The following is a 21,937-nucleotide window of genomic DNA, read 5'->3' as shown; positions in this document are numbered from 1 at the left end:
GCGCGCCGGGCGCGGCGCGCTTAGCGTGTGAGACATGGGCGCAGCCGTGGAACTGGAAGTCGCCGGGCGGACCGTCCGGCTGTCGAACCCGGACAAGGTGTACTACCCCGAGCGCGGCTTCACCAAGCTGGACGTCGCGCAGTACTACCTGGCCGTCGCCGACGGGGTGCTGCGCGGGCTGCGGGACCGGCCGACCACGCTGCAGCGCTTCCCCGACGGGGTGGACGGCGAGTTCTTCTACCAGAAGCGCGCACCCAAGGGCCTGCCGGACTGGCTGCCCACCGCCCGGATCAACTTCCCCAGCGGCCGCTCCGCCGACGAGATCTGCCCGACCGAGCCGGCCGCCGTGCTGTGGGCGGCCAACCTGGGCTGCCTCACCTTCCACCCCTGGCCGGTTCGGCGCTCCGACACCGACCACGTGGACGAACTGCGGATCGACCTCGACCCGCAGCCCGGCACCGACTTCCGCGACGCCGTCCGCGCCGCCCACGAACTGCGCGCCCTGTTGGAGGAGTACGGGCTGCGCGGCTGGCCCAAGTCCTCCGGCGGACGCGGCCTGCACGTCTACGTCCCGCTGGTGCCCGAGTGGACCTTCACCGACGGCCGGCACGCGGTGATCGCCCTCGGCCGGGTGCTGGAGCAGCGGATGCCCGGGAAGGTCACCACCGCCTGGTGGAAGGAGGAGCGCGGCGAGCGGATCTTCGTCGACTACAACCAGATGGCCCGCGACCGCACCATCGCCTCCGCCTACTCCCTGCGCGCCCGTTCCCGCGCCACCGCCTCCACCCCGCTGCGCTGGGAGGAGCTGGACGACGCCTCCCCCGAGGACTTCGACCTGCGCACCGTCCCCGCCCGCTTCGCCGAACTCGGCGATCTGAACGCGGAGATGGAGCAGCAAGCGTTCCGGCTGGACGACCTGTTGGAGCTCTACGACAAGCAGCTGCACGATGAGGGCCTCGGCGAACTCCCGTACCCGCCCGACCACCCCAAGGCGGAGGGCGAGCCCACCCGGGTGCAGCCGAGCCGGGCTCGGAAGAAGTAGCGGCGGGAGGCAGTGGGCCCTGGCATCCTGGCGCGATGCCCTTCGATCACAACGACCACTACCACCGGCTGCTGCTGCACACGCTCCCGCCCGGGGCCCGCCGGGCGCTGGACGTCGGCTGCGGGACGGGCGCCTTCGCCCGGGCCCTCGCCCGGCGGGGCGTCGAGGTGGAGGCCGTGGACCGCGACGCCGCCGTGATCGCCGCCGCCCGGGCCGATGCGTCCGGGATCCACTTCCGCCAGGCGGACATCGAGGACCTGGAGCTGCCACCCGGCCGCTACGACTACATCTCCTGCCTGGCCAGCCTGCACCACCTGCCGATCGGCACCCTCGACCGGCTGCGCGAGGCGCTGGCGCCCGGCGGGGTGCTGGCGGTGCTCGGCTGCTACCGGGAGGAGACGGCCCGGGACCGGCTGATCAGCCTGGCCGCCGTACCGGTGAACGCCGTCTGCCGCCTGGCCGTCCACCTGCGCGAACGCGGCGCCCGGCCGGGCGTGCCAGCCCCGGTCGCGATGCCGACGACCTCCCTGGCCGAGGTACGGGCGTACGCGGCACGGCACCTGCCGGGCTTCACGCTGCGGCAACTGCTGTTCTGGCGCTATCTGCTGGTCTATCGGCGCGCACGGTGATCAACTGGGCGGGACGACACTTCCGGGAGGGGACCGCGATGGGCGTACGGGCACTGGCCGAGATCCTGGCGGACGCGGCGGGCGGGGTGTTCCTGCCGCCGGACGGATCGGTGACGGTGGTGCCGCAGCCCTCGCCCCGCGAGGCCGGGGTGGTGTCCTTCGCCGCCCATGCCGTGGTGTTCACCGACGAGGACCCGGCCTGGGTGCACGACACCCTCACCGCCGACCCGGGCGACCCGCTGGCGGCGCCGCTCTGCCCGCCCTTCCTGACCGCCTTCGCCTCGCGCACCGGGCGGACCGTCAACAACATCGACCTGCTCTCCGTCGCCGACCGCCTCCCCGGCGAGCCGCCGCTGCCGCTCAGCCCGGTCGAGGACCGCGAGCACCCCCGGGTGGTCCGGGCGCTGCGCTACCGCGAGGACGTCCGGGTGTTCGAGGCCGACGGCGGCGTGCTGATCCTCGGCCGGGGCGTGGCCGGGCGCTGGGAGGCCGCCGTGGAGGTCGACCCGCACGCCCAGGGCCGCGGCCTCGGCCGCGCGCTGGCCACCGCCGCCCGGCACCTGCTGCCGGAGGGCGGGGTCGTCTGGGCCCAGCAGGCCCCGGGCAACGCCCCCAGCGTCCGTGCCTTCCAGGCGGCGGGCTACCGGGCGGTCGGCGCGGAGGCGCTACTGGTGGTGGGGCGGCCGTAGGGGGGCCCGGGCCCGGGTCAGTCGGCCGGCGGGGTCCCCAGGACCCGGACCCTGTCGGCTGCGACGTCGTACCCGAGGAACGGCGGTCCCGTGGTGGTGCCTTCGAAGTACAACGGCACCGACTTGCCCAGCCGCCGGCCGATCGCGGCCAGGAACCCACAGAGGATGTCCAGCCGCTCCTGCCCCTGAAGCTCCCGGAGGTCGACGTCGAAGTCGATCTCCTCGTCCCCGAGAAACCGGAAGATCGCGCAGACCTCGGGATCCGGCCACACCCGCAAGGTCGGGCACTCAGCGTCGGCGGGCCGGGACAGTACGGTCTCGGCCCGGGGCAGCGGCAGGACCGTGTTGCCCTCGGCGTACTCGAAGGCCCAGCCCTGCTCCTCGACCAGATCGAGCACGGCCTGCCAGTCCGCCACCGTCGTGTCCGCGATGTACACGTCGGGCAGGCAGCTCCCGTCGGTCGGATCGAGCAGCCACGCGACGTGGTCGTCCCAGAGCAGTTCAGCCATGCCGCCATCCTGCCCGGGAACGCCCCTCCGGCCGAACGACTATTCGCCCCGCTATTCGCCCCGCGCACCCGCCGGCGCCAGCTCGGCGATGATCCGGACGGCGTCCGCGATCTGCCCGTCCGTCAGGTCTCCGCGCGCCGTCAGCCGCAGCCGGCTGACGCCGTCCGGGACGGACGGCGGGCGGAAGCAGCCGACCGCGAGGCCGGCCCGGCGGCAGTCGGCGGCCCAGGCGACGGCGGCCTCGGGGCCGGGGGCGCGGACCGAGACCACGGCGGCGTCCGGCTCACAGGCCTGCAGCCCGGCGGCGGTGAGCCGGGCGGCGAGGCTGCGGGCGACCTCGCGGGCGCGGTCGGCGCGCTCCGGCTCGGCGCGCAGCAGGCGCAGCGCGGCGAGGGCGGCGCCGGCGGCGGCCGGGGCGAGGCCGGTATCGAAGATGAAGGTGCGGGCCGTCTCGGTGAGGTGGCGGATCACCCGGCGCGGGCCGAGTACGGCGCCGCCCTGCGAGCCGAGCGACTTGGAGAGGGTGACGGTGGCGACGGTGTCCGGCTGCCCGGCGAGCCCGGCGGCGGCCAGCGCGCCGCGCCCGCCGGGGCCGAGGACGCCCAGCCCGTGGGCGTCGTCCACCAGCAGCGCGGCGCCGTGCGCGCGGACGGCCGCGGAGAGCCCGCGCAGCGGTGCGGCGTCCCCGTCCACCGAGAACACCGAGTCGGTGACCACCAGCGCCCGCCGCTGCGTCCGCCCGGCCAGCACCTCGGCCACCGCCGCCGGGTCGCTGTGCGGGGCCCGGTGGACGTCGGCCCGGGAGAGCCGGCAGCCGTCGATCAGCGAGGCGTGGTTGTAGGCGTCGGAGACGATCAGCGTGTCCGGGTCGGTGAGCGCGGTGAGCGCGGCGAGGTTGGCGGTGTACCCGGAGGAGAACACCAGCGCCGCCTCCGCCCCGCAGAACTCGGCGAGTTCCTCCTCCAGTTCGGTGTGCAGCGCGGTCGTCCCGGTCACCAGCCGCGAGCCCGTCGACCCCGCGCCCCACCGCAGCGCGGCCTCCGCCGCCGCCTCCGTCACCACCGGGTGGCGGGTCAGCCCCAGGTAGTCGTTCCCGGCCAGGTCCAGCACCGGGTCCTCCGCCACCCGGCTGCGCAGCGTCCGGGTCAGCCCGGCGTCGGCGCGCAGCGCGGCGGCCTCGTCGAGCCAGTCGAAGACGTGCCCCGGGGCGAGCGCGGCGGTGTGCGGTTCGGACGTGAGGGGGAGGGTCATGCCCGGCACTCTGGCACGGGCGGCGAACGGGGATCAATGTGCCACTCGGCACATGATCGGTGCGGTCCACTGGCCGGTCGCGACAACCGGGGCACCGCCTCCCGCCGCTGCGAGGCTTTGCCCGGGGTGGCGGCGAGCAGGCAAGATAGCGGGGTGACCCTCCTTGATCTGATGCCGAAGCCCGCCACGCCCGATGCGCTGTACGAGACGTTCGCAGCCTGGGCGGAGGAGCGGGGGATCACGCTGTACCCGGCACAGGAGGAGGCGCTGATCGAGCTGGTGTCCGGGAACAACGTGATCCTGGCGACGCCGACCGGTTCGGGCAAGAGCCTGGTGGCGGCCGGGGCGCACTTCGCGGCGCTGGCCGAGGGGCAGCGGACCTTCTACACCGCCCCGATCAAGGCGCTGGTCTCGGAGAAGTTCTTCGACCTGGTGAAGATGTTCGGCACCGAGCAGGTCGGCATGATGACCGGCGACGCCAGTGTGAACCCGACCGCGCCGATCATCTGCTGCACCGCCGAGGTGCTGGCCCAGATCGCGCTGCGGGACGGCGCGCGGGCGGACATCGGCCAGGTGGTCATGGACGAGTTCCACTTCTACGCCGAGCCGGACCGCGGCTGGGCCTGGCAGATCCCGCTGCTGGAGCTGCCGCAGGCGCAGTTCCTGCTGATGTCGGCGACGCTGGGCGACGTGCGCCGGTTCGAGGAGGACCTGACCCGGCGCACCGGCCGTCCGACCACGGTGGTGCGCAACGCGACCCGCCCGGTGCCGCTGTTCTACGAGTACCGGCGCACCACCATGCACGACACTCTGGAGGAGCTGCTGCAGACCGGCCAGGCGCCGGTCTACGTCGTGCACTTCACGCAGAAGGAGGCGGTGGAGCGGGCCCAGTCGCTGATGAGCATCAACATGTGCTCGAAGGCGGAGAAGGAGGCCATCGCCGCCCTCATCGGCAACTTCCGCTTCACCACGAAGTTCGGCCGCAACCTTTCCCGGTTCGTCCGGCACGGCATCGGCGTGCACCACGCGGGCATGCTGCCGAAGTACCGTCGACTGGTCGAACGCCTCGCCCAGGCGGGCCTGTTGAAGGTGATCTGCGGTACGGACACGCTCGGTGTCGGCGTCAACGTGCCGATCCGCACGGTGCTGTTCACCGCCCTGTCGAAGTACGACGGGCAGCGGGTGCGGATCCTGCGCGCCCGGGAGTTCCACCAGATCGCCGGGCGCGCGGGCCGGGCCGGCTTCGACACGGTCGGCCAGGTGGTCGCCCAGGCGCCGGAGCACGTGATCGAGAACGACAAGGCGATCGCCAAGGCCGGGGACGACCCGAAGAAGAAGCGCAAGGTGGTGCGGAAGAAGGCGCCGGAGGGCTTCGTCGGCTGGACCGAGGAGACCTTCGACAAGCTGATCGCCGCCGACCCGGAGCCGCTGGTCTCCCGCTTCAAGGTGAGCCACGCGATGCTGCTGTCGGTGATCGGCCGCCCGGGCAACGCCTTCGAGGCGATGCGCAAGCTTCTGACCGACAACCACGAGGACAGGGCCGCCCAGCGCCGCCACATCCGCACCGCGATCGCGATCTACCGCTCGCTGCTGGAGGGCGGCGTGGTGGAGCGGCTGCCGGAGCCGGACGCCGAGGGCCGGATCGTCCGACTGACCCTGGACCTCCAGGAGAACTTCGCGCTCAACCAGCCGCTGTCCACCTTCGCGCTGGCCTCCTTCGAACTGCTCGACCCGACCTCGCCCTCGTATGCGATGGACGTGATCTCGGTGGTCGAGGCGACCCTCGACGACCCGCGCCAGATCCTCGCCGCCCAGCAGAACAAGGCGCGCGGCGAGGCGGTCGGCGAGATGAAGCGGGACGGTATCGAGTACGAGGAGCGGATGGAGCGGCTCCAGGAGATCACCTACCCGAAGCCGCTGGAGGAGCTGCTCACCCACGCCTACGAGGTGTACCGCCGGGCGCACCCGTGGATCGGCGACCACCAGCTCCAGCCGAAGTCCGTGGTGCGCGACCTGTACGAGCGGGCGATGACCTTCTCGGACTACGTCGGCTTCTACGAGCTGGCGCGCACCGAGGGCATCGTGCTGCGCTACCTGGCCGGGGCGTACAAGGCGCTGGAGCAGACCGTCCCCGAGGACGTGAAGACCGACGACCTCAAGGACGTCATCGCCTGGCTCGGCGAGCTGGTCCGCCAGGTCGACTCCAGCCTGCTGGACGAGTGGGAGCAGCTGGCCAACCCGACCGAGGCGGCCACCGCCGAGGTGACCCTGGACGACAAGCCGGCGCCGGTGACGGCGAACGCCCGGGCGTTCCGGGTACTGGTGCGCAACGAGATGTTCCGCCGGGTGGAGCTGTGCGCCCTGGAGCACTGGGACGAACTCGGCGAGCTGGACGGCGAGTACGGCTGGGACGCGGACCGCTGGGCGGACGCCATGGACGGGTACTGGGAGGAGTACGACGACCTCGGCACCGGCCCGGACGCGCGCGGCCCCAAGATGCTGATCATCGAGGAGGAGGACTCCGCCTGGAAGGTCCGGCAGATCTTCGACGACCCGGAGGGCGACCACGACTGGGGCATCAGCGCCGAGGTCGACCTCTACGGCTCGGACGAGGAGGGCCGGGCGGTGCTGCGGGTGACTTCGGTGGACCGGCTCGGTGGCTGACTTGCCGTCAGGTATGCGAAGGGGCCCGGCACTTGCCGGGCCCCTGGCCGTTCTCGCGCAGCCGTCAAACCGCTGGTTGCGCCCTCCGATCGTTTGTCACATCCAGACAAAGGGCTGACCGGCCACATAGGAGAGGGCGCGGGTGGCGTCGTCGAGGTTCGGCTCCCCGCCGGTCCCGGAGGCGGTGGGCGCCGGGACGGGGGCGGTGGCGCCCGGGGTGGCGGCGGGGCCGGGGTGGGCGTCGGTCCGCGAGCTGGTGACGGTCACGTAGTGCCCGACCGCCTCGACCCGCGGATCACTGGCCGGCCTGGCGGAGGCGGACGGCGCGGGCGCGGTGGAGGCGTCGGCGAGGATGAAGGCGACGGCGCCGGGCTTGGCCCGCAAGGCGTCGGCGGTCTTGGCGGCGGAGGCCTGGTCGGCGAAGCGCAGCAGGGTGACGCTGCTGAGCACCGGGCGGTCGACGCCGGAGAAGCTGACGGTCAGGTAGGCCTGGCAGCCGCTGTCCCGGAACAGCTCCTGGGTGCGGTCCTGCAGCACCTCGGCGCAGTTCTCGCCCTGCCGGATGCCGTTGCGCCGGGCCTTGTACCCGGCGGCCTCGACCGGCCGCTGGGCGGGGAAGAGGCTGTCGGCGTTGAGGCCCTCGGAGTCGGTGGGCGGCGGCGGGGTGCCGACCACCGGGGGCGTCCTGGCCGCGTCCTTGGTGGACGGGCCGAGGCCGGGTATGTAGTCGCCGGGCATCGGGCGGGTGATGATCCATCCGCCGGCCGCGACCACGCCGACCATGACGACCCAGCCGACCGCGCGGCGGCCGGTCAGCCGTCGGCCGCGCTTGCGGTCCGTCCCCCCGGTCGAGGACTCCCGGGTCGCGGCGTCCCGGGTCGCGGCCTCCCCTATAGAGGCCTCCCCGGCCGGGTCGGCGCCCCCGCCGGTCCGCTGTCCTGCCTGGCCGTCCTGGCCTTCTCCCGGAGTCGGGGTGCGCTCCCCCTGCGTGGTCATGGCGCAGATTCTAAGCACCCTCCGGGTGGCCTGGATCACGGGGTCGGGGGTTGTCGATCTTCCTCCGCCGGCCGGTTTCACTACCCGTCGGTAACCTCTGTCTCCGGTCACCGTCAAGCGCGTGACCAGCGCCGACGCCGTGAGTTTCGACACTGTGGCAATCGGCACATCCTTCCGGCGATCTTCTGGTGGGTTTGCTCTGGCGCCATTCGAGCGGCAACAGGCAGGATCGGCCCCATGGATCTGCTCGATACCCTCACCGCCAAGGGCCTGCGCGGCGAAATCCCCACCCGCGAGGAGGCGCTGGCCGTCCTCGCCACCACCGACGACGAGCTGCTCGACGTGGTCGCCGCGGCCGGCAAGGTGCGCCGCCGCTGGTTCGGCCGCCGGGTCAAGCTCAACTACCTGGTGAACCTCAAGAGCGGACTCTGCCCCGAGGACTGCTCCTACTGCTCCCAGCGGCTGGGGTCCAAGGCCGAGATCCTCAAGTACACCTGGCTCAAGCCGGACCAGGCCGCCGACGCCGCCCGTGCCGGCGTGGCCGGCGGCGCCAAGCGGGTCTGCCTGGTCGCCAGCGGCCGCGGCCCGACGGACCGTGACATCGACCGGGTGACCGACACCATGGCCGCCATCAAGGAGTCCGACCCCGAGGTCGAGATCTGCGTCTGCCTCGGCCTGCTCTCCGACAACCAGGCCGAGCGGCTCAGGGCGGCCGGCGCCGACGCCTACAACCACAACCTCAACACCTCCGAGGGCACCTACGGCGACATCGCCACCACCCACACCTACGCGGACCGGGTGGACACCGTCCAGAAGGCGCACGGCGCCGGCCTGTCCGCCTGCTCCGGCCTGATCGCCGGCATGGGCGAGAGCGACGAGGACCTGGTCGACGTGGTCTTCGCGCTGCGCGAGCTGGGCTCGGACTCCGTCCCGGTCAACTTCCTGATCCCCTTCGAGGGCACCCCGCTGGCCAAGGAGTGGAACCTCACCCCGCAGCGCTGCCTGCGGATCCTCGCGATGGTCCGCTTCGTCAACCCGGACACCGAGGTCCGGATCGCCGGCGGCCGCGAGGTGCACCTGCGCTCGATGCAGCCGCTCGGCCTGCACATCGCCAACTCGATCTTCCTCGGCGACTACCTGACCAGCGAGGGCCAGGCCGGCCAGGCCGACCTCGACATGATCAAGGACGCCGGCTTCGAGGTCGAGGGCGCCGGCGAGGCCACCCTGCCGCGCCACCGCGCCGACATCGCCGAGGCGGCCCAGGCCGGCGGCTCCTGCGGCACCGCGGCCTCGGCCTGCGGCAGCGGCGGCGGCTGCGGCCCGTGCGGCGGGCACGCGCACGCCGCGGACGGTGGCGAGGCCACCACCGAGGAGAGCCCGGCCTCGGAAGGCTTGGACGACGGCGAGCTGCGCAGCGACCTGGTCAAGGTCCGCCGCCGCGGCGCCGGCACCGAACTCGCCCCCAACGCCTGACCTTCCGGAGAGACCTCACCATGTCCCAGCTGTCCGCGGACACGCTGCTCGCCCTCGACCGGGCGCACGTCTGGCACCCGTACGGGCCGATGCCCGGCACCGTCACCCCGTACGTGGTCGAATCCGCCTCGGGCGTCAGACTGCGCCTGGCCGAGCCCGTCGCGGACGGCCGGCGCGAGCTGGTCGACGGGATGTCGTCCTGGTGGGCGGCGATCCACGGCTACCGGCACCCGGTCCTGGACGGGGCGGTGCGCGAGCAGCTGGGGCGGATGAGCCACGTGATGTTCGGCGGGCTCACCCACGAGCCCGCCGTCCGGCTGGCGGCGAAGCTGGTCGAGATCACCCCGGAGCCTCTGCAGCACGTCTTCCTCGCCGACTCGGGCTCGGTGTCCGTCGAGGTCGCGATGAAGATGTGCCTGCAGTACTGGCAGTCGATCGGCCGCCCGCAGAAGCGCCGCCTGCTGACCTGGCGCGGCGGCTACCACGGCGACACCTTCCACCCGATGTCGGTCTGCGACCCCGACGGCGGGATGCACCACCTGTGGGGCGGGGTGCTCCCCGGGCAGCTCTTCGCCCCACAGCCTCCGGCCGGCTTCGACGCCCCGCTCGATGCCGAATACGCCCTGTGTTTCGAGTCGTTGATGGAACGTCACGCCGACGAGCTGGCCGCCGTCATCGTCGAACCGGTGGTCCAGGGCGCGGGCGGGATGCAGTTCCACTCCCCCGCCTACCTGCGGATGTTGCGCGAACTCTGCGACCGCTACGGGGTGTTGCTGGTCTTCGACGAGATCGCCACCGGCTTCGGCCGCAGCGGCGCCCTGTTCGCCGCCGACCACGCCGGGGTCTCGCCGGACGTGATGTGCCTGGGCAAGGCCCTCACCGGCGGCTACCTCACCCTGGCGGCCGCCCTGTGCACCAGCGAGATCGCCGACGGCATCAGCCGCGGCGAGATGCCGGTGCTCGCCCACGGCCCGACCTTCATGGGCAACCCGCTGGCCTGCGCGGCCGCCAACGCCTCGCTGGAGCTGCTACTCGGGCAGGACTGGGAGGTCGAGGTCAAGCGCATCGAGGGCGGCCTGCGGGACGGCCTCGCCGCCGCGCACTCCGTTCCAGGCGTGCATGACGTACGGGTCCAAGGCGCCATCGGCGTCGTGCAGTTGGACCACCCGGTGGACGTCTCGGCGGCGACCGAGGCGGCCGCGCGCGAGGGCGTCTGGCTGCGGCCCTTCCGGGACCTGATCTACACGATGCCCCCCTATGTGACGGAGGACGAGGACGTGGCACGGATCGCCGCCGCCGTGACCGCCGCGGCGGTGGCCGGGTGAGCGCGCGCATCCTGTTCGTGACGGGCACCAACACGGACGTCGGCAAGACCGTCGCCACGGCGGCCATCGCCTCGGCGGCGCTGCAGGGCGGCCTGAAGGTCGCCGTCCTCAAGCCCGGGCAGACCGGCGTGGCCCCCGGCGAGCCCGGCGACCTGGCCGAAGTCCAGCGCCTGGCAGGCGAACTGACGACCAGTGAGCTGGTTCGCTATCCCGAGCCGCTGGCCCCCGAGACCGCCGCCCGGCGGGCCGGTCTGCCGTACCTGTCCCCGGCTGCGGTGGCCGGGGCCGTCGCCGAACTGGCCGCCACCCACGACCTGGTGCTGGTCGAGGGCGCGGGCGGCCTGCTGGTCCGCTACGACGCTGAGGGCCGAACGCTGGCCGACCAGGCGCGGGCGGTGCGCGCCGCCGGGCTGAACGCCGAGGTGCTGCTCGTCGCCTCGGCCGGACTCGGCACCCTGAACATCGTCGCCCTGTCGGCGGAGGCCCTGGCGGCCCGCGAGCTCCCCCTCACCGGCGTCCTCGTCGGCTCCTGGCCCTCCTCCCCCGGCCTCGCCGACCGCTGCAACCTCGCCGACCTGCCGCGCTCGGCCGGCGCCCCGCTGCTCGGCGCCCTGCCGGAACGGGCGGGCGCGGCCGAGGACTTCGCCGCCCTCGCGGTGGCCTCGCTCGCCCCCGAACTGGGCGGCAGCTGGGACGCGGAGCACTTCGCACACGTCCAGCGGCCGGAATAGGCCGGAACAGCCCCGCCTTCGCTCGAAGGTGTGAAGCCGGTCCCCGAACCGTGCACGGCGCGGATACCGGCTCAATACCGTTCCGGGTATGACAGACGGGCTGACCGTGGACGAGGCCCTGCGGGCCTTGGCCGCCCTGGAGGCGGCGTGGAAGGACGACGACGAGGCGCTGTCCGCCCTTGCGGCGGGCGGGGCCGATGAGCGGCCGCTGCCGGCGCTGGTCGCCGCGTACGGCGAGCACGCGATGGACACCCTGATGGCCCTGGCCTTCGGCCTGCGGTCCAGCATGAGCGACGAGGAGATCGCCGAACTCTCGGACGCGGTCAGCGCCAACATCGGCGCCCGGATGAGCGCCCTGCTCACCCAGACCCTCAAGGCCTGGGGCACGGTCGCCGCCCCGCACGACCTCAAGGTCACCAAGATCCTCGCCCACACCGTGATCGACGCGATGCGGGCCGTCACCGAGGATCCCAGCAAGACCGAAGTCCTGCCGCTGCTCGCGACCTTCCGCAGCTACGCCCTCAACGACAACTGAGGGATCGGAATTCGGCGCGGGCTTCGAGCATCCTCGAAGCCCACGCCCCACACCCGGCCGCTTTCTGACCCGGGCCTGGCGGGAACGCCTATCGCGATATATCGTGAGTTCCCAGCCGCGCCGCCGACGGCGTCGCGCGGAGACCTTCGTCGACCTCAGGACGGGAAGTATGCCGGGAGAGATCTCGCCCGCCGGGATGCGTTCCGACAGCTCGCAGCCCGAGATGCGGGCCTCGCATGCGGAGCGGGACCGGGTGGTCGACCTGCTGAGTGTCGCGGCGGGCGAAGGCCGACTGACCGCAGAGGAATTGGACCAGCGCCTGGAGGCCGCCCTGTCGGCGCGCACGGTCGGCGAGCTGGCCGAACTCACCGCTGACCTGCCGCCCGCGCCGGTCCGTGCCGGAGGGGTTGCAGCGGAGGCCAAGGACGTCCTCCGGATCGACCAGATGTTCAGTCCGGTCCAGCGGGTGGGGCGCTGGGTGGTGCCGCGACGGCTGGAGCTCTGCACGCAGTGGTGCGAGGTGACACTCGATTTCACCCAGGCGGTGATCACGCACGACACCTTGCAGATCGATCTGAACATGGTGGGCAAGAACCTGACACTGGTCGTCAGGCCCGGCGTCGTGGTCGATCCCTACGGCCTGAGTCTGGAGTTCAGCAAGCTGAAGAACAATCAGGCTCCTGACCCCGATGTGCCGGTCGCGCTGCGGGTGGAACTGGTCGGTCATAAGAGCTTCGGTCGTGTGGTGGTACGGCAGCCACGGAGGACGGCCGGCCAGTGGCTGCTGCGAAAGCCCGCGGCCCTGCCGGCCGGCGACTGACCGCTGTTCTGACCTTCGGCGCGGGCTTCGAGTGTCCTCGAAGCCCGCATTGTTGCTAGGTACCCAGCCCTCATCCACCCGGCGGCGAGCGCGAATCCGCCCGTCGAGGGCGGTCGTTCGCGCTCGGCCTCTTCACTTCGGACCCTGTTCGATATACGGTACAAAACGCTTGTTACGTACCAGGCAGGTCAGCGTAGCGAAGCGCACCGCAACCCCCGCCCTCATCTGGAGAGTCCGCAGTGACCGAGCCCACCGAGCCCATTAAGTACCGGAAGAACGGTCTCACCCGCGGGGTGACCGAGGAACTCGCCGAGAACATGAAGCAGGGCTGGGCCGACACCGAACGCCACGGCCTGGAGCCGATCCCGCAGGCCGCGCACACCGAGCGGCGCAGGGCCGCGCTGTCCGCCGCCTTCCCCGGCGAGCTGCTGGTCGTCCCGTCCGGCAACCCCAAGGTGCGGGCCAACGACACCGACTACCCGTTCCGCCCGTCCTCCGACTACGTCTACCTGACCGGCGACCAGTCCCAGGACGGCGTGCTGGTGCTGGAGCCCACCGGGGAGAGCGGCCACCGGGCCGTGGTCTACCTGCGCGGCCGCTCCCGGACCGACAACGGCGAGTTCTGGCTGGACGGCCACGGCGAGCTGTGGGACGGCCGCCGCGACAGCCTGAACGAGAGCGAGCAGCTGCTCGGCCTGCCCTGCCGGGACGTGCGCACCGTGCGCGCCGACCTGGCGGCGGCCGCCGGCCCGGTGCGGGTGCTGCGCGGGCACGACGCGGGGGTGGAGGCGGCGCTCCGCGACCGGACGGGAGCCGAGCAGGACGCCGAGTTCGAGGTCTTCCTCTCCGGACTGCGCCTGGTCAAGGACGAATTCGAGATCGCCGAGCTGCGCTTCGCCTGCGACGCGACCGCGCGCGGCTTCGAGGACGTGGTGCGCGTCCTCGGCACCGACACCGAGACGCCGGAGCGGCTGATCGAGGGCACCTTCTTCCTCCGGGCCCGGATCGAGGGCAACGACGTCGGCTACAGCACCATCGCCGCGGCCGGTCCGCACGCCACCACCCTGCACTGGGTGCGCAACACCGGCCAGGCCCGCCCGGGCGACCTGCTGCTGCTCGACGCGGGCGTGGAGACCAACAACCTCTACACCGCCGACGTGACCCGCACCCTGCCGGTCTCCGGCCGCTTCACGGACCTCCAGCGCAAGGTCTACGACGCGGTGTTCTCCGCCCAGGAGGCCGGCATCGCGGCGGTCCGGCCCGGCGCGGACTTCCGCGACTTCCACCACGCGGCGCAGCGCGAGCTCGCCGAACACCTCACCTCCTGGGGCCTGTTCGGCGACCTGACCGCCGAGAAGGTGTACGAGCTGGGCCTGCACCGCCGCTTCACCCTGGCCGGCACCGGCCACATGCTCGGCATCGACGTCCACGACTGCGCCCACTCGCGCACCGAGGAGCACGTCGACGGGCAGCTGCTGCCGGGCATGGTGCTCACCGTCGAGCCGGGCATCTACTTCCAGCCCAACGACCTGACGGTGCCGGAGGAGTACCGGGGCATCGGAGTGCGGATCGAGGACGACATCCTGGTTACCGAGGACGGCAACGAGAACCTCTCCGCCGCCCTCCCCCGCCGCTCGGACGAGGTCGAGGCCTGGCTGGCCGAGCTGCGCGGCTGACGGCGCAGGCGCGGCCCCCGACCCTGGGGGCCGCGCCCCACGGCTACTTCAACTTGCCCAGCGCCGTCGCCATCCGCCCCACCGCGTCCACCACGTCCTTGGCCGGGCGGGCGGTGAAGCAGAGCCGGTAGAAGCCCGGCGCGGGGTTGTGCATGATGCCGCCGGGCAGCAGGCTCACCTCGGTGGGCTTGGCGGCGAGGTAGTTGAACAGCCACTCCTCGTTCGGGTCGAGCCCGTCCGGTCCGATGACCGGCAGTTCACCGTGGTCGTAGTCCGCGCGCTTGCCCAGGTACGCGGTGAGGTCGAGCCAGAAGAACTGGGCGGCGTTGTCCCCCTTCCGGTGGACGTACTTGATCCCCTTCTGGTCCAGCGCACCCTTGACGGCCTTGAAGCTCTCGCTGAGGAGCTCGGGGTACCTCTCCATCGCATACGTTGTGTAGGGCTTCCCGTCCTTGGTGGCGCTGAGCAGCTCCCCGATGACGAAGGTCTTCAGCGAGTCGAACGGGGTGAACCAGGGCAGCGGGTGGGTCCGTTCGGCCGGGTCCTTGCTACCCAGCATGGCCCGGTGCACCGCCGGGTTCTGGGAGAGCACGAAGCCGGTGCGGAAGCCCGAGAGCCCGAAGTCCTTGGCGAAGCCCCACACCACGTGGATCCGGTTGGCGAACTTCCGGTACGCCTCCAGCGTCACCGCGCTGGTGAACGGCGTGGTTGAACCCTTGAGTTGGGAGTGGCAGTAGATCTCGTCCGAGATGATGTGCATGTCGGTGTAGGTCATCGCCCAGTTGTAGATGTCCTCCAGCAGCTTCTTGCCGTAGTTGACGCCCAACGGGTTGTGCGGGTTGGTGAGGACGAGCAGCCGCGGGCGGTGCCCGGCCTTCTGCCGCGCCTCGTAGGCCTCGACGATCAGCTCCTTGGTGAGCTGGTACGGCTTGTCGCCGGTGGTCGGCAGGTTCACCGGGACGCACTTCAGCTTGGGCCGCTCCTCGAAGGACCAGTTGAAGCCCTGCCAGTACGGCGCCGGGATCAGCACCTCGTCCTTCGGCTTGAGCGCCGGCGTGCCCGCGCCCTTGCCCATCAGCCCGAAGGCGATGCACTCCAGCGCGGACGAGACGCCGGCGCAGCCGAAGACGTCCTCCTTCGAGACGGTGCGGCCGAACGCCCGGCCGAGCAGGTCCGCGACCTGCTGGCGCAGCTGCGGGGTGCCGGCCGAGGCCATGTACTGGATGTTCCGCTCGGGGATCAACTTGATCTTCTTGAAGACGTCCGTGTCCATCGACTCCTGGTACAGCAGGACGTTCTCCGCGACGGACAGGTTGACCGCGGTGTCCGGCGCCAGGTGCTGGTGGTAGAAGGCGAGCGCCTGCTCGAAGTCGCTCAGGCCGGCGAACACGTCGGCGGCCGCCTCGGGCGAGTCGAGCCTCAGGCCGTTCTCGATCATGGTCATGGTGGCCCCTTGTCGGGTGGGCGGGTCGGGCTGCGTGACGGAACGTGACTGTTCGCGCGCGCATCGTCCCCAGCGGACCACGCGCCGTGGACGGCCGCCAGCGCTCGGCGGCCGTCCGAACGGAAGGCGGGATCGGGCGGGATCGGGCGGGCAGCGGCGGCGCGCAGCGCTATCCGTGCGGGCAGGGCGGCTTGTTCGGTCATGCCGGCCTGCCGGCCGGCCTGTTTCGTCGCGCCGCCGGGAATTCCGGCTCATGGACGGTCAGCCCAGCCGCCACACCGTGGTGGTCTTCACCGCCGTGTCCTCCAGGTCCGCCACCACCGGCACCTGGTAGGCCGCCACCGCCGTGAACCGCTCCCGCGGCAGGTAGGCCCGCCCCGGGTCCCCGACGATCACGGTGGCCCCGCGCGCCGCGGCCCGCTCCAGGAACGGCAGGAAGCGCGCGGCCATGGCCCGTTCATAGAACACGTCCCCGGCCAGCACCACCTCGGCCGGCGCGCCGTCCCCGTCCACCAGGTCCACCAGCGCGCCGTCCACCCGCACGCCGTTGGCCTCGGCGTTCAGGCCGATCGCGGCCACCGCGTAGGCGTCGATCTCGGCCGCCCGGACGGCCGTGGCGCCGCGCAGCGCGGCCGCCACCCCGACCAGTCCGGACCCGGCCGCGATGTCCAGCACCGCGCGCCCGTCGACCAGTTCGGGATGGTCCAGGACGTAGCGCGCGACCGCCACCCCGCCGGCCCAGGCGAACGCCCAGAACGGCGGCGGCAGTCCGACTTCGCCGCGCTCGCGCTCGGTGGTCTCCCACAGGGCGATCGCGTCCTGCGCCATGTGGAGACGGATCTCGGGCACGAAGGGGACGGGCGACAGCGCGGTCTCCCGCCGGATGAGGGCAAGGTCGGCGCCCACCTGAAGAGTTCGCAGCTCAGTCGGCATGCCCGCAGCATAGGGCCACGGCGGCGGACCTCCCGCCCGACCTGCGCGCGACCGCACGCCCGGCCGGCGGCGTTCTCACGCCCGACCGGCGGCCTTCTGGGTGCGGCGGGCCAGCGAGTCGACCACGACGGCGGCCAGCAACACCGCGCCGGTGATCATGAACTGGATGGCGTTGCTCAGGCCCTGGATGTTCATACCGGACTGGATCGAGCCGATCACCAGCGCACCGAGCAGTGCCGACCAGGTCTTGCCCCGCCCGCCGAACAGGCTGGTGCCGCCGATGACGGCCGCGGCGATGGCGTTCATCAGCAGGTTGCCGCCGCCGGAGGTCTGACTGGCCGACTGGATCTGCGCGGCCAGGAACAGGCCGCCGACCGCCGCCATGGTGGAGCAGATGGTGAAGACGCTGATCCTGATCCAGGCCACGTTGATGCCGGCCCGGCGGGCGCCCTCGATGTTGCCGCCGAGCGCGAACACCTGTCGCCCGTACGAGGTGCGGCGCAGCACGAAGTCCAGCACCACGATGAAGATCAGGAAGATCAGCAGCGCGAGCGGCAGGCCCTTGTACTGGTTGAGCGTGTAGGCGGCCAGGAAGGCGATGATCGCCAGCAGCACTGTGCGCAGCACGATGTCGGCGACCGGCCGGGACGGGACGCCCGCGGCCTGCCGCCGGCGGGCGTCGACCAGCGAGGCGCCCAGGAACAGCGCCACGCCGGCCACCGCCGTGCCGTAGGCGGCGATCTGCTGGCCGTAGATGGTGCTGTAGAGCCTGGAGACGATGTCCTTGCCCGACAGGTTGACGGTGCCGGTGGCGCCGAGCACCTGGAGCATCAGGCCGTTCCAGCCGAGGTTGCCGGCCAGGGTGACGACGAAGGCCGGGACGCCGATCTCGGCGAAGAAGATTCCGTGGATCGCGCCGACGATCGCCCCGCCGGCGATCGCGGTGATCAGCGCGACCCACTGGTTGACGCCGTTGGACACGTTGAGGACGGCGAAGATCGCCGCGCACAGACCGCTGACCGAGCCGACCGAGAGGTCGATCTCGCCGAGCAGCAGCACGAAGACCACGCCGATCGCGATCATGCCGGTGCCGACGATCTGCTGGGACAGGTTGGAGAGGTTCTGGGCGGACAGGAAGGCGCTGTTGAGGCTGCCGAACACCGCCCAGATCACGATCAGGGCCAGCACCACGGGCAGCGAGCCCAGTTCGCCGCTGCTCATCCGGCGGCGGAACTCGCCCAGGTAGCCCTTGAGGCCCTCCTGGCGCACGATCAGCCGGGGGTCGACGGCGGGGGTGGCGTCCGGGGCCACCGGGACGGGCGCGTTGACGCCGCCGGTGGGCATGCTGTCCTCGGGCAGCGGGGCGCGATGGCGTTCGGATTCGCCGCCGGGGATGCCCCCGGGGATGTCCTCGCTCACTGGGAACCCTCCTGGCCACGGGCCTTGCGGCGGGTCACGGCGTTGTCCGTGGCGCCGGTGATGGCCGAGATGATCTCTTCCTGGTTGGTGTAGCGCTTGTCGAAGACGCCGTTGTTGCGGCCCAGGCGCAGCACCGCGACGGTGTCCGCCACGGCCATCACGTCCGCCATGTTGTGGCTGATCAGGATCACGCCGTGGTCCTGCTCACGCAGCCGCTCGACCAGGTCGAGTACCTGGGCGGTCTGCTCGACGCCCAGGGCGGCGGTCGGCTCGTCGAGCAGCACGACCTTGGGCGAGCCGATCAGCGCGCGGGCGATCGCGACGACCTGGCGCTGGCCGCCGGAGAGCGAGGCGACCGGGATCCGCACGCTGGGGATGCGGATGGAGAGGGTGTCCAGCAGGGACCGGGAGCGCTTCTCCATCGCGACCTCGTCGAGGACGCCGAAGCGCCGGATCTCGCGGCCGAGGAAGAGGTTCCCGACCACGTCGAGGTTGTCGCAGAGCGCAAGGTCCTGGTACACGGTCGCGATGCCCAACTGCTGGGCGTCCTGCGGGCGCTGGATGCCCACCGGCCTGCCCTGCCACTCGATGACGCCCTCGTCCGGCTGGTGCACCCCGGCGATCGCCTTGACCAGGGTGGACTTGCCGGCGCCGTTGTCGCCGACCAGGGCCACCACCTCGCCGGCGTGCACCTCCAGTTCGATGTCGGTGAGCGCCTGGACGGCGCCGAACCGTTTGGAGACCCCGCGCAGGGCCAGTACGGTCTCACCTGCCACAGTGACCAACTCCCTTGCCCCGCCTCCACCCTGGAGGCGGGGCGTGTTCGGCTTTCGGCTTTCGGCTTTCGGCTTCGGAGGGATGCCGGCGGCTACTGGAGGCCGATGGTCTTGCAGGCGGCGGCGTAGTCCGGCGTGCAGATCTGGGCGACGGTGTAGAAGCCGTCGGCGACTACGGTGTCCTTGATCTTGTCCTTGGTGACGACGATCGGCGTGAGCAGGTCGGCGGGCACCTTGTTGCCGCTGCCGTTGGTCACCGTCGTCGGCACGAGCGTGGAGTCCAGAGACTTGCCCGAGGCGAGCGCGACCGCGATCTGACCGGCCGCTTCGGCCTCCGGCTTGAGCGGCTTGTAGACCGTCATGGTCTGGGTGCCCGCCACGATCCGCTGGATGCCGTCGAGTTGGGCGTCCTGACCGGTCAGCGGAACGCTGAGACCGGCCGCCTTGAGCGCGGTCGCGACGCCGGCGGCCATGCCGTCGTTGGCGGCGTAGGCGCCGACCACGTTGGGCCCGCCGATCGCGGTGATGGCGGCGGCGGCCTCCTGGTTGGCCGTGTTCGGGTCCCACTGCGGGGTGTCGAACTCCTTGCCGATCTTCAGCTTGCCGTCGATGGCGCTGTGCGCGCCGGCCTTGAAGTCGGCCGCGTTGGGGTCGGTGGGCGAGCCGTTGATCATGAAGATCTCGCCCGCTTTCGCCTTGTCCCCCACCGCGGCCACCAGCGCCTGGCCCTGCAACTCGCCGACCTTGTGGTTGTCGAAGGAGACGTACGCGTCGACCGGGCCCTGGGCGAGCCGGTCGTAGGCGAGCACCTTGACGCCGGCGTCGTGGGCCTTCTGGACGGAGGACTGGATCGACTTGGAGTCCACCGGGTCCAGGATCAGCACCTTGTCGCCCTTGGTGAGGGCGGTGTCGACCTGGGTCTGCTGGAGGGTGGCGTCCTGGTTGGCGTTGTAGTAGTCGATCTGGGCCTGCGGCGCCAGCTCCTTGATCTTCTTCTCGATCAGCGGGCGGTCGAACTGCTCGTAGCGGGTGGTCTTGGTCTCCGGCAGCAGCAGCCCGATCCGCACGGCCCCCACGGCGACGCTCGCGCCCGCGCCACCGGACGACCCGCCGCTGGAGGCCTGCTTGGCACTGCCGCAGGACGCCGCGCCCAGGCCGAGGGAAACCACTGCGGTCACCGCGAGGACGCGGCGAAGCCCGTTGATCATGAGGATGCCTCTCCGGTTGAGTCCACCCCCTCCCCTCAGAGTCTGGGAAGCTCCGGGCCGCACCACGATCCGGATGCGCCGAACGGGTCGAGGCTGGACGTCCCACCGGGTGACCGTCTACATTTCTGTAGACGTCGGAGGCGCACGGCATCACCCCCCGGACAGCCGTGCGCCTCCGACCACTCCTGCGTTCACCACCGCTCGTCGATCACCCGTTTGATCTTCCCGACCGAGCGCTCCAGCGTGTACGGCTCCACCACCTCGGCCGCGACCGTCACGCCCACGCCGTCCTTCACCGCGCGGACGATCGCCGCCCGCGCCGCCTCCCACCGCTCGGCCGGCGCCTCCGGGCGGGCCTCGACCCGCACCGTCATATGGTCCAGCCGCCCCTGCCTGGTCAGCCGCAGCTGGAAGTGCGGGGCGACGCCCGGGGTGCGCAGCAGGATCTCCTCGATCTGGGTCGGGAAGACGTTCACCCCGCGCAGGATGATCATGTCGTCGCTGCGCCCGGTGACCTTCTCCATCCGCCGGAAGGACGGCCGCGCGGTGCCGGGCAGCAGCCGGCTGAGGTCGCGGGTGCGGTAGCGGATGACCGGCAGGGCCTCCTTGGTCAGCGAGGTGAAGACCAGCTCGCCGCCCTCGCCCTCCGGCAGCACCTGGTCGGCCCCCGGCTGATCGGCCAGCGGGTCGACGACCTCCGGGTAGAAGTGGTCCTCCCAGATGTGCAGTCCGTCCTTGGTCTCCACGCACTCCTGGGCGATGCCGGGGCCGACCACCTCGGAGAGGCCGTAGATGTCGACGGCGTGCAGGTCGAGCCGCTCCTCGATCTCGCGCCGCATCTCCTCGGTCCAGGGCTCGGCGCCGAAGATGCCTACCTTCAGCGAGCTGGCGCGCGGGTCGACGCCCTGCTTCTCGAACTCGTCCAGCAGGGTCAGCAGGTAGGACGGGGTGACCATGATGATCTCGGGCCGGAAGTCCTGGATCAGCTGGACCTGGCGGGCGGTCATGCCGCCGGAGGCCGGGATGACGGTGCAGCCGGCCCGCTCGGCGCCGTAGTGCGCCCCCAGCCCTCCGGTGAACAGCCCGTAGCCGTAGGCGATGTGCACCTTGTCGCCGGGCCGGCCGCCGGCCGCGCGGATCGAGCGGGCGACCACGTCGGCCCACATGGACAGGTCGTTCTCGGTGTAGCCGACCACGGTCGGGCGCCCGGTGGTGCCGCTGGAGGCGTGGATCCGGCGGACCCGCTCCATCGGGACGGCGAACATGCCGAAGGGGTAGCCCTCGCGCAGGTCGGCCTTGGTGGTGAAGGGGAAGCGGGCGAGGTCGTCCAGGCTGCGGCAGTCCTCGGGGCGCACGCCGGCCGCGTCGAACTTGCGGCGGTAGAGCTCGACGTTGTCGTACGCGTGCCGCAGGGTGGCCCGGAGCCGGTCGAGCTGGTGGGCGCGCAGTTCGTCGACGCTCATCCGCTCCCCTGCGTCCAGGAGTGCGGGTGGAATCGGCTCCCCCAGGCGTCGACGCGGGTCGGATGCGCTGGCGGTCATCGTCGCTCCTTCGCAGGTCGGCCGATCCAGGAAGCCCTACCGATCGTTCGGTCAGGGCAAGCCCAGGCCAAGTAACCCAGCACCCGAACCACCTGTCAAGGGATCGCGCAAGGGTTCCGGAATGTGAAGTTCCATCACCTTCGTGCCGGGATCGCTCCACTCGCTTGGCTGGCCGATATGAAAATCATTACGGAATTTTGACCCGTAGGCGGCCGCTTCCGGCCCGGACGCATGGTTCAGTAGTGCGGCTTCTCCCCCGCACCCCGGAGTGATCAC

At 71.8% G+C, this 21,937-nt stretch carries 20 protein-coding genes; 10 read left to right on the top strand and 10 right to left on the bottom strand.

The annotated features are described in order from the left end of the window. Positions 1-34 precede the first annotated feature (34 nt). From ligD to ACZ3UD_RS20605, 3 genes are read left to right on the top strand one after another with little or no spacing between them, the layout of a single operon-like run. Positions 35-1,042 carry a non-homologous end-joining DNA ligase gene (gene ligD / locus ACZ3UD_RS20615; RefSeq protein WP_465589354.1) on the top strand — a complete coding sequence of 336 codons (1,008 nt, stop codon included), beginning with the start codon at positions 35-37 and terminating at the stop codon, positions 1,040-1,042. Positions 1,043-1,077: 35 nt separating this feature from the next. Continuing rightward, a complete protein-coding gene (locus tag ACZ3UD_RS20610; protein WP_465589351.1) occupies positions 1,078-1,671 on the top strand; it encodes a class I SAM-dependent methyltransferase in 594 nt (197 codons plus the stop codon). Positions 1,672-1,709: 38 nt separating this feature from the next. Beyond that, a complete protein-coding gene (locus ACZ3UD_RS20605; protein ID WP_465589348.1) occupies positions 1,710-2,360 on the top strand; it encodes a GNAT family N-acetyltransferase in 651 nt (216 codons plus the stop codon). A gap of 17 nt (positions 2,361-2,377) precedes the next feature. Here the strand turns inward: ACZ3UD_RS20605 and ACZ3UD_RS20600 are convergent, their stop codons facing one another. Both ACZ3UD_RS20600 and ACZ3UD_RS20595 read right to left on the bottom strand, forming a co-directional pair. After that, positions 2,378-2,869 carry a hypothetical protein gene (locus ACZ3UD_RS20600; RefSeq protein ID WP_465589345.1) on the bottom strand — a complete coding sequence of 164 codons (492 nt, stop codon included), beginning with the start codon at positions 2,867-2,869 and terminating at the stop codon, positions 2,378-2,380. A gap of 51 nt (positions 2,870-2,920) precedes the next feature. After that, on the bottom strand, positions 2,921-4,120 hold the full coding sequence (locus tag ACZ3UD_RS20595) for an 8-amino-7-oxononanoate synthase (protein WP_465589342.1): 1,200 nt from the start codon (positions 4,118-4,120) through the stop codon (positions 2,921-2,923). Positions 4,121-4,291: 171 nt separating this feature from the next. Between ACZ3UD_RS20595 and ACZ3UD_RS20590 the strand changes: the two genes are divergently transcribed. After that, on the top strand, positions 4,292-6,784 hold the full coding sequence (locus ACZ3UD_RS20590) for a DEAD/DEAH box helicase (protein ID WP_465589798.1): 2,493 nt from the start codon (positions 4,292-4,294) through the stop codon (positions 6,782-6,784). Positions 6,785-6,880: 96 nt separating this feature from the next. Here ACZ3UD_RS20590 and ACZ3UD_RS20585 read toward each other — a convergent pair whose 3' ends face one another. After that, positions 6,881-7,780, bottom strand: coding sequence for a hypothetical protein (locus ACZ3UD_RS20585; RefSeq protein WP_465589339.1), 900 nt, complete (start codon positions 7,778-7,780; stop codon positions 6,881-6,883). A gap of 237 nt (positions 7,781-8,017) precedes the next feature. Here ACZ3UD_RS20585 and bioB point away from each other — a divergent pair, with 237 nt between their 5' ends. The 6 genes from bioB (at position 8,018) to ACZ3UD_RS20555 (ending at position 14,340) form a co-directional block, all read left to right on the top strand. Continuing rightward, complete coding sequence (gene bioB, locus ACZ3UD_RS20580; RefSeq protein WP_465589336.1) at positions 8,018-9,253, top strand: biotin synthase BioB; 1,236 nt, start codon at positions 8,018-8,020, stop codon at positions 9,251-9,253. Between the two features lie 20 nt (positions 9,254-9,273). After that, a complete protein-coding gene (locus tag ACZ3UD_RS20575) occupies positions 9,274-10,578 on the top strand; it encodes an adenosylmethionine--8-amino-7-oxononanoate transaminase (RefSeq protein WP_465589333.1) in 1,305 nt (434 codons plus the stop codon). After that, positions 10,575-11,309 carry a dethiobiotin synthase gene (gene bioD / locus ACZ3UD_RS20570; protein WP_465589330.1) on the top strand — a complete coding sequence of 245 codons (735 nt, stop codon included), beginning with the start codon at positions 10,575-10,577 and terminating at the stop codon, positions 11,307-11,309. The genes ACZ3UD_RS20575 and bioD overlap by 4 nt, the downstream gene beginning before the upstream one ends. An 88-nt stretch (positions 11,310-11,397) precedes the next feature. Further along, the gene (locus ACZ3UD_RS20565; protein WP_465589327.1) at positions 11,398-11,844 is read left to right on the top strand and encodes a hypothetical protein; all 447 of its coding nucleotides are present in this window, start codon (positions 11,398-11,400) and stop codon (positions 11,842-11,844) included. Positions 11,845-12,013: 169 nt separating this feature from the next. Then, entirely contained in the window at positions 12,014-12,664 is a 651-nt protein-coding gene (locus ACZ3UD_RS20560; protein ID WP_465589324.1) for a DUF1707 SHOCT-like domain-containing protein, read from the top strand. Between the two features lie 239 nt (positions 12,665-12,903). Next, complete coding sequence (locus tag ACZ3UD_RS20555) at positions 12,904-14,340, top strand: aminopeptidase P family protein (protein WP_465589321.1); 1,437 nt, start codon at positions 12,904-12,906, stop codon at positions 14,338-14,340. Positions 14,341-14,383: 43 nt separating this feature from the next. Here ACZ3UD_RS20555 and ACZ3UD_RS20550 read toward each other — a convergent pair whose 3' ends face one another. The 7 genes from ACZ3UD_RS20550 to ACZ3UD_RS20520 all read right to left on the bottom strand — a co-directional run bounded on the left by ACZ3UD_RS20550 (position 14,384) and on the right by ACZ3UD_RS20520 (position 21,937). Then, positions 14,384-15,784 (bottom strand): pyridoxal phosphate-dependent aminotransferase, encoded by a 1,401-nt coding sequence (locus ACZ3UD_RS20550; protein WP_465589318.1) that lies wholly within the window; start codon positions 15,782-15,784, stop codon positions 14,384-14,386. A 261-nt stretch (positions 15,785-16,045) separates the two neighbouring features. Beyond that, entirely contained in the window at positions 16,046-16,717 is a 672-nt protein-coding gene (locus ACZ3UD_RS20545; RefSeq protein ID WP_465589315.1) for a class I SAM-dependent methyltransferase, read from the bottom strand. 75 nt (positions 16,718-16,792) lie between these two features. Continuing rightward, positions 16,793-18,061, bottom strand: coding sequence for a sugar ABC transporter permease (locus ACZ3UD_RS20540; protein ID WP_465589795.1), 1,269 nt, complete (start codon positions 18,059-18,061; stop codon positions 16,793-16,795). Between the two features lie 71 nt (positions 18,062-18,132). Next, positions 18,133-18,912, bottom strand: coding sequence for an ATP-binding cassette domain-containing protein (locus ACZ3UD_RS20535; RefSeq protein WP_465589312.1), 780 nt, complete (start codon positions 18,910-18,912; stop codon positions 18,133-18,135). 92 nt (positions 18,913-19,004) lie between these two features. Beyond that, positions 19,005-20,120, bottom strand: coding sequence for a sugar ABC transporter substrate-binding protein (locus tag ACZ3UD_RS20530; RefSeq protein ID WP_465589309.1), 1,116 nt, complete (start codon positions 20,118-20,120; stop codon positions 19,005-19,007). A 191-nt stretch (positions 20,121-20,311) separates the two neighbouring features. Next, positions 20,312-21,661, bottom strand: a complete 1,350-nt coding sequence (paaK, locus tag ACZ3UD_RS20525; RefSeq protein WP_465589306.1) for a phenylacetate--CoA ligase PaaK — start codon at positions 21,659-21,661, stop codon at positions 20,312-20,314. A 51-nt stretch (positions 21,662-21,712) separates the two neighbouring features. Further along, on the bottom strand, positions 21,713-21,937 hold the full coding sequence (locus ACZ3UD_RS20520) for a hypothetical protein (RefSeq protein ID WP_465589303.1): 225 nt from the start codon (positions 21,935-21,937) through the stop codon (positions 21,713-21,715).

It is taken from the genome of Kitasatospora sp. NPDC023118, from assembly GCF_055560875.1.
The sequence above is the reverse complement of the archived record's forward strand: the minus strand, read 5'-3'. Positions and strand labels throughout refer to the sequence as shown.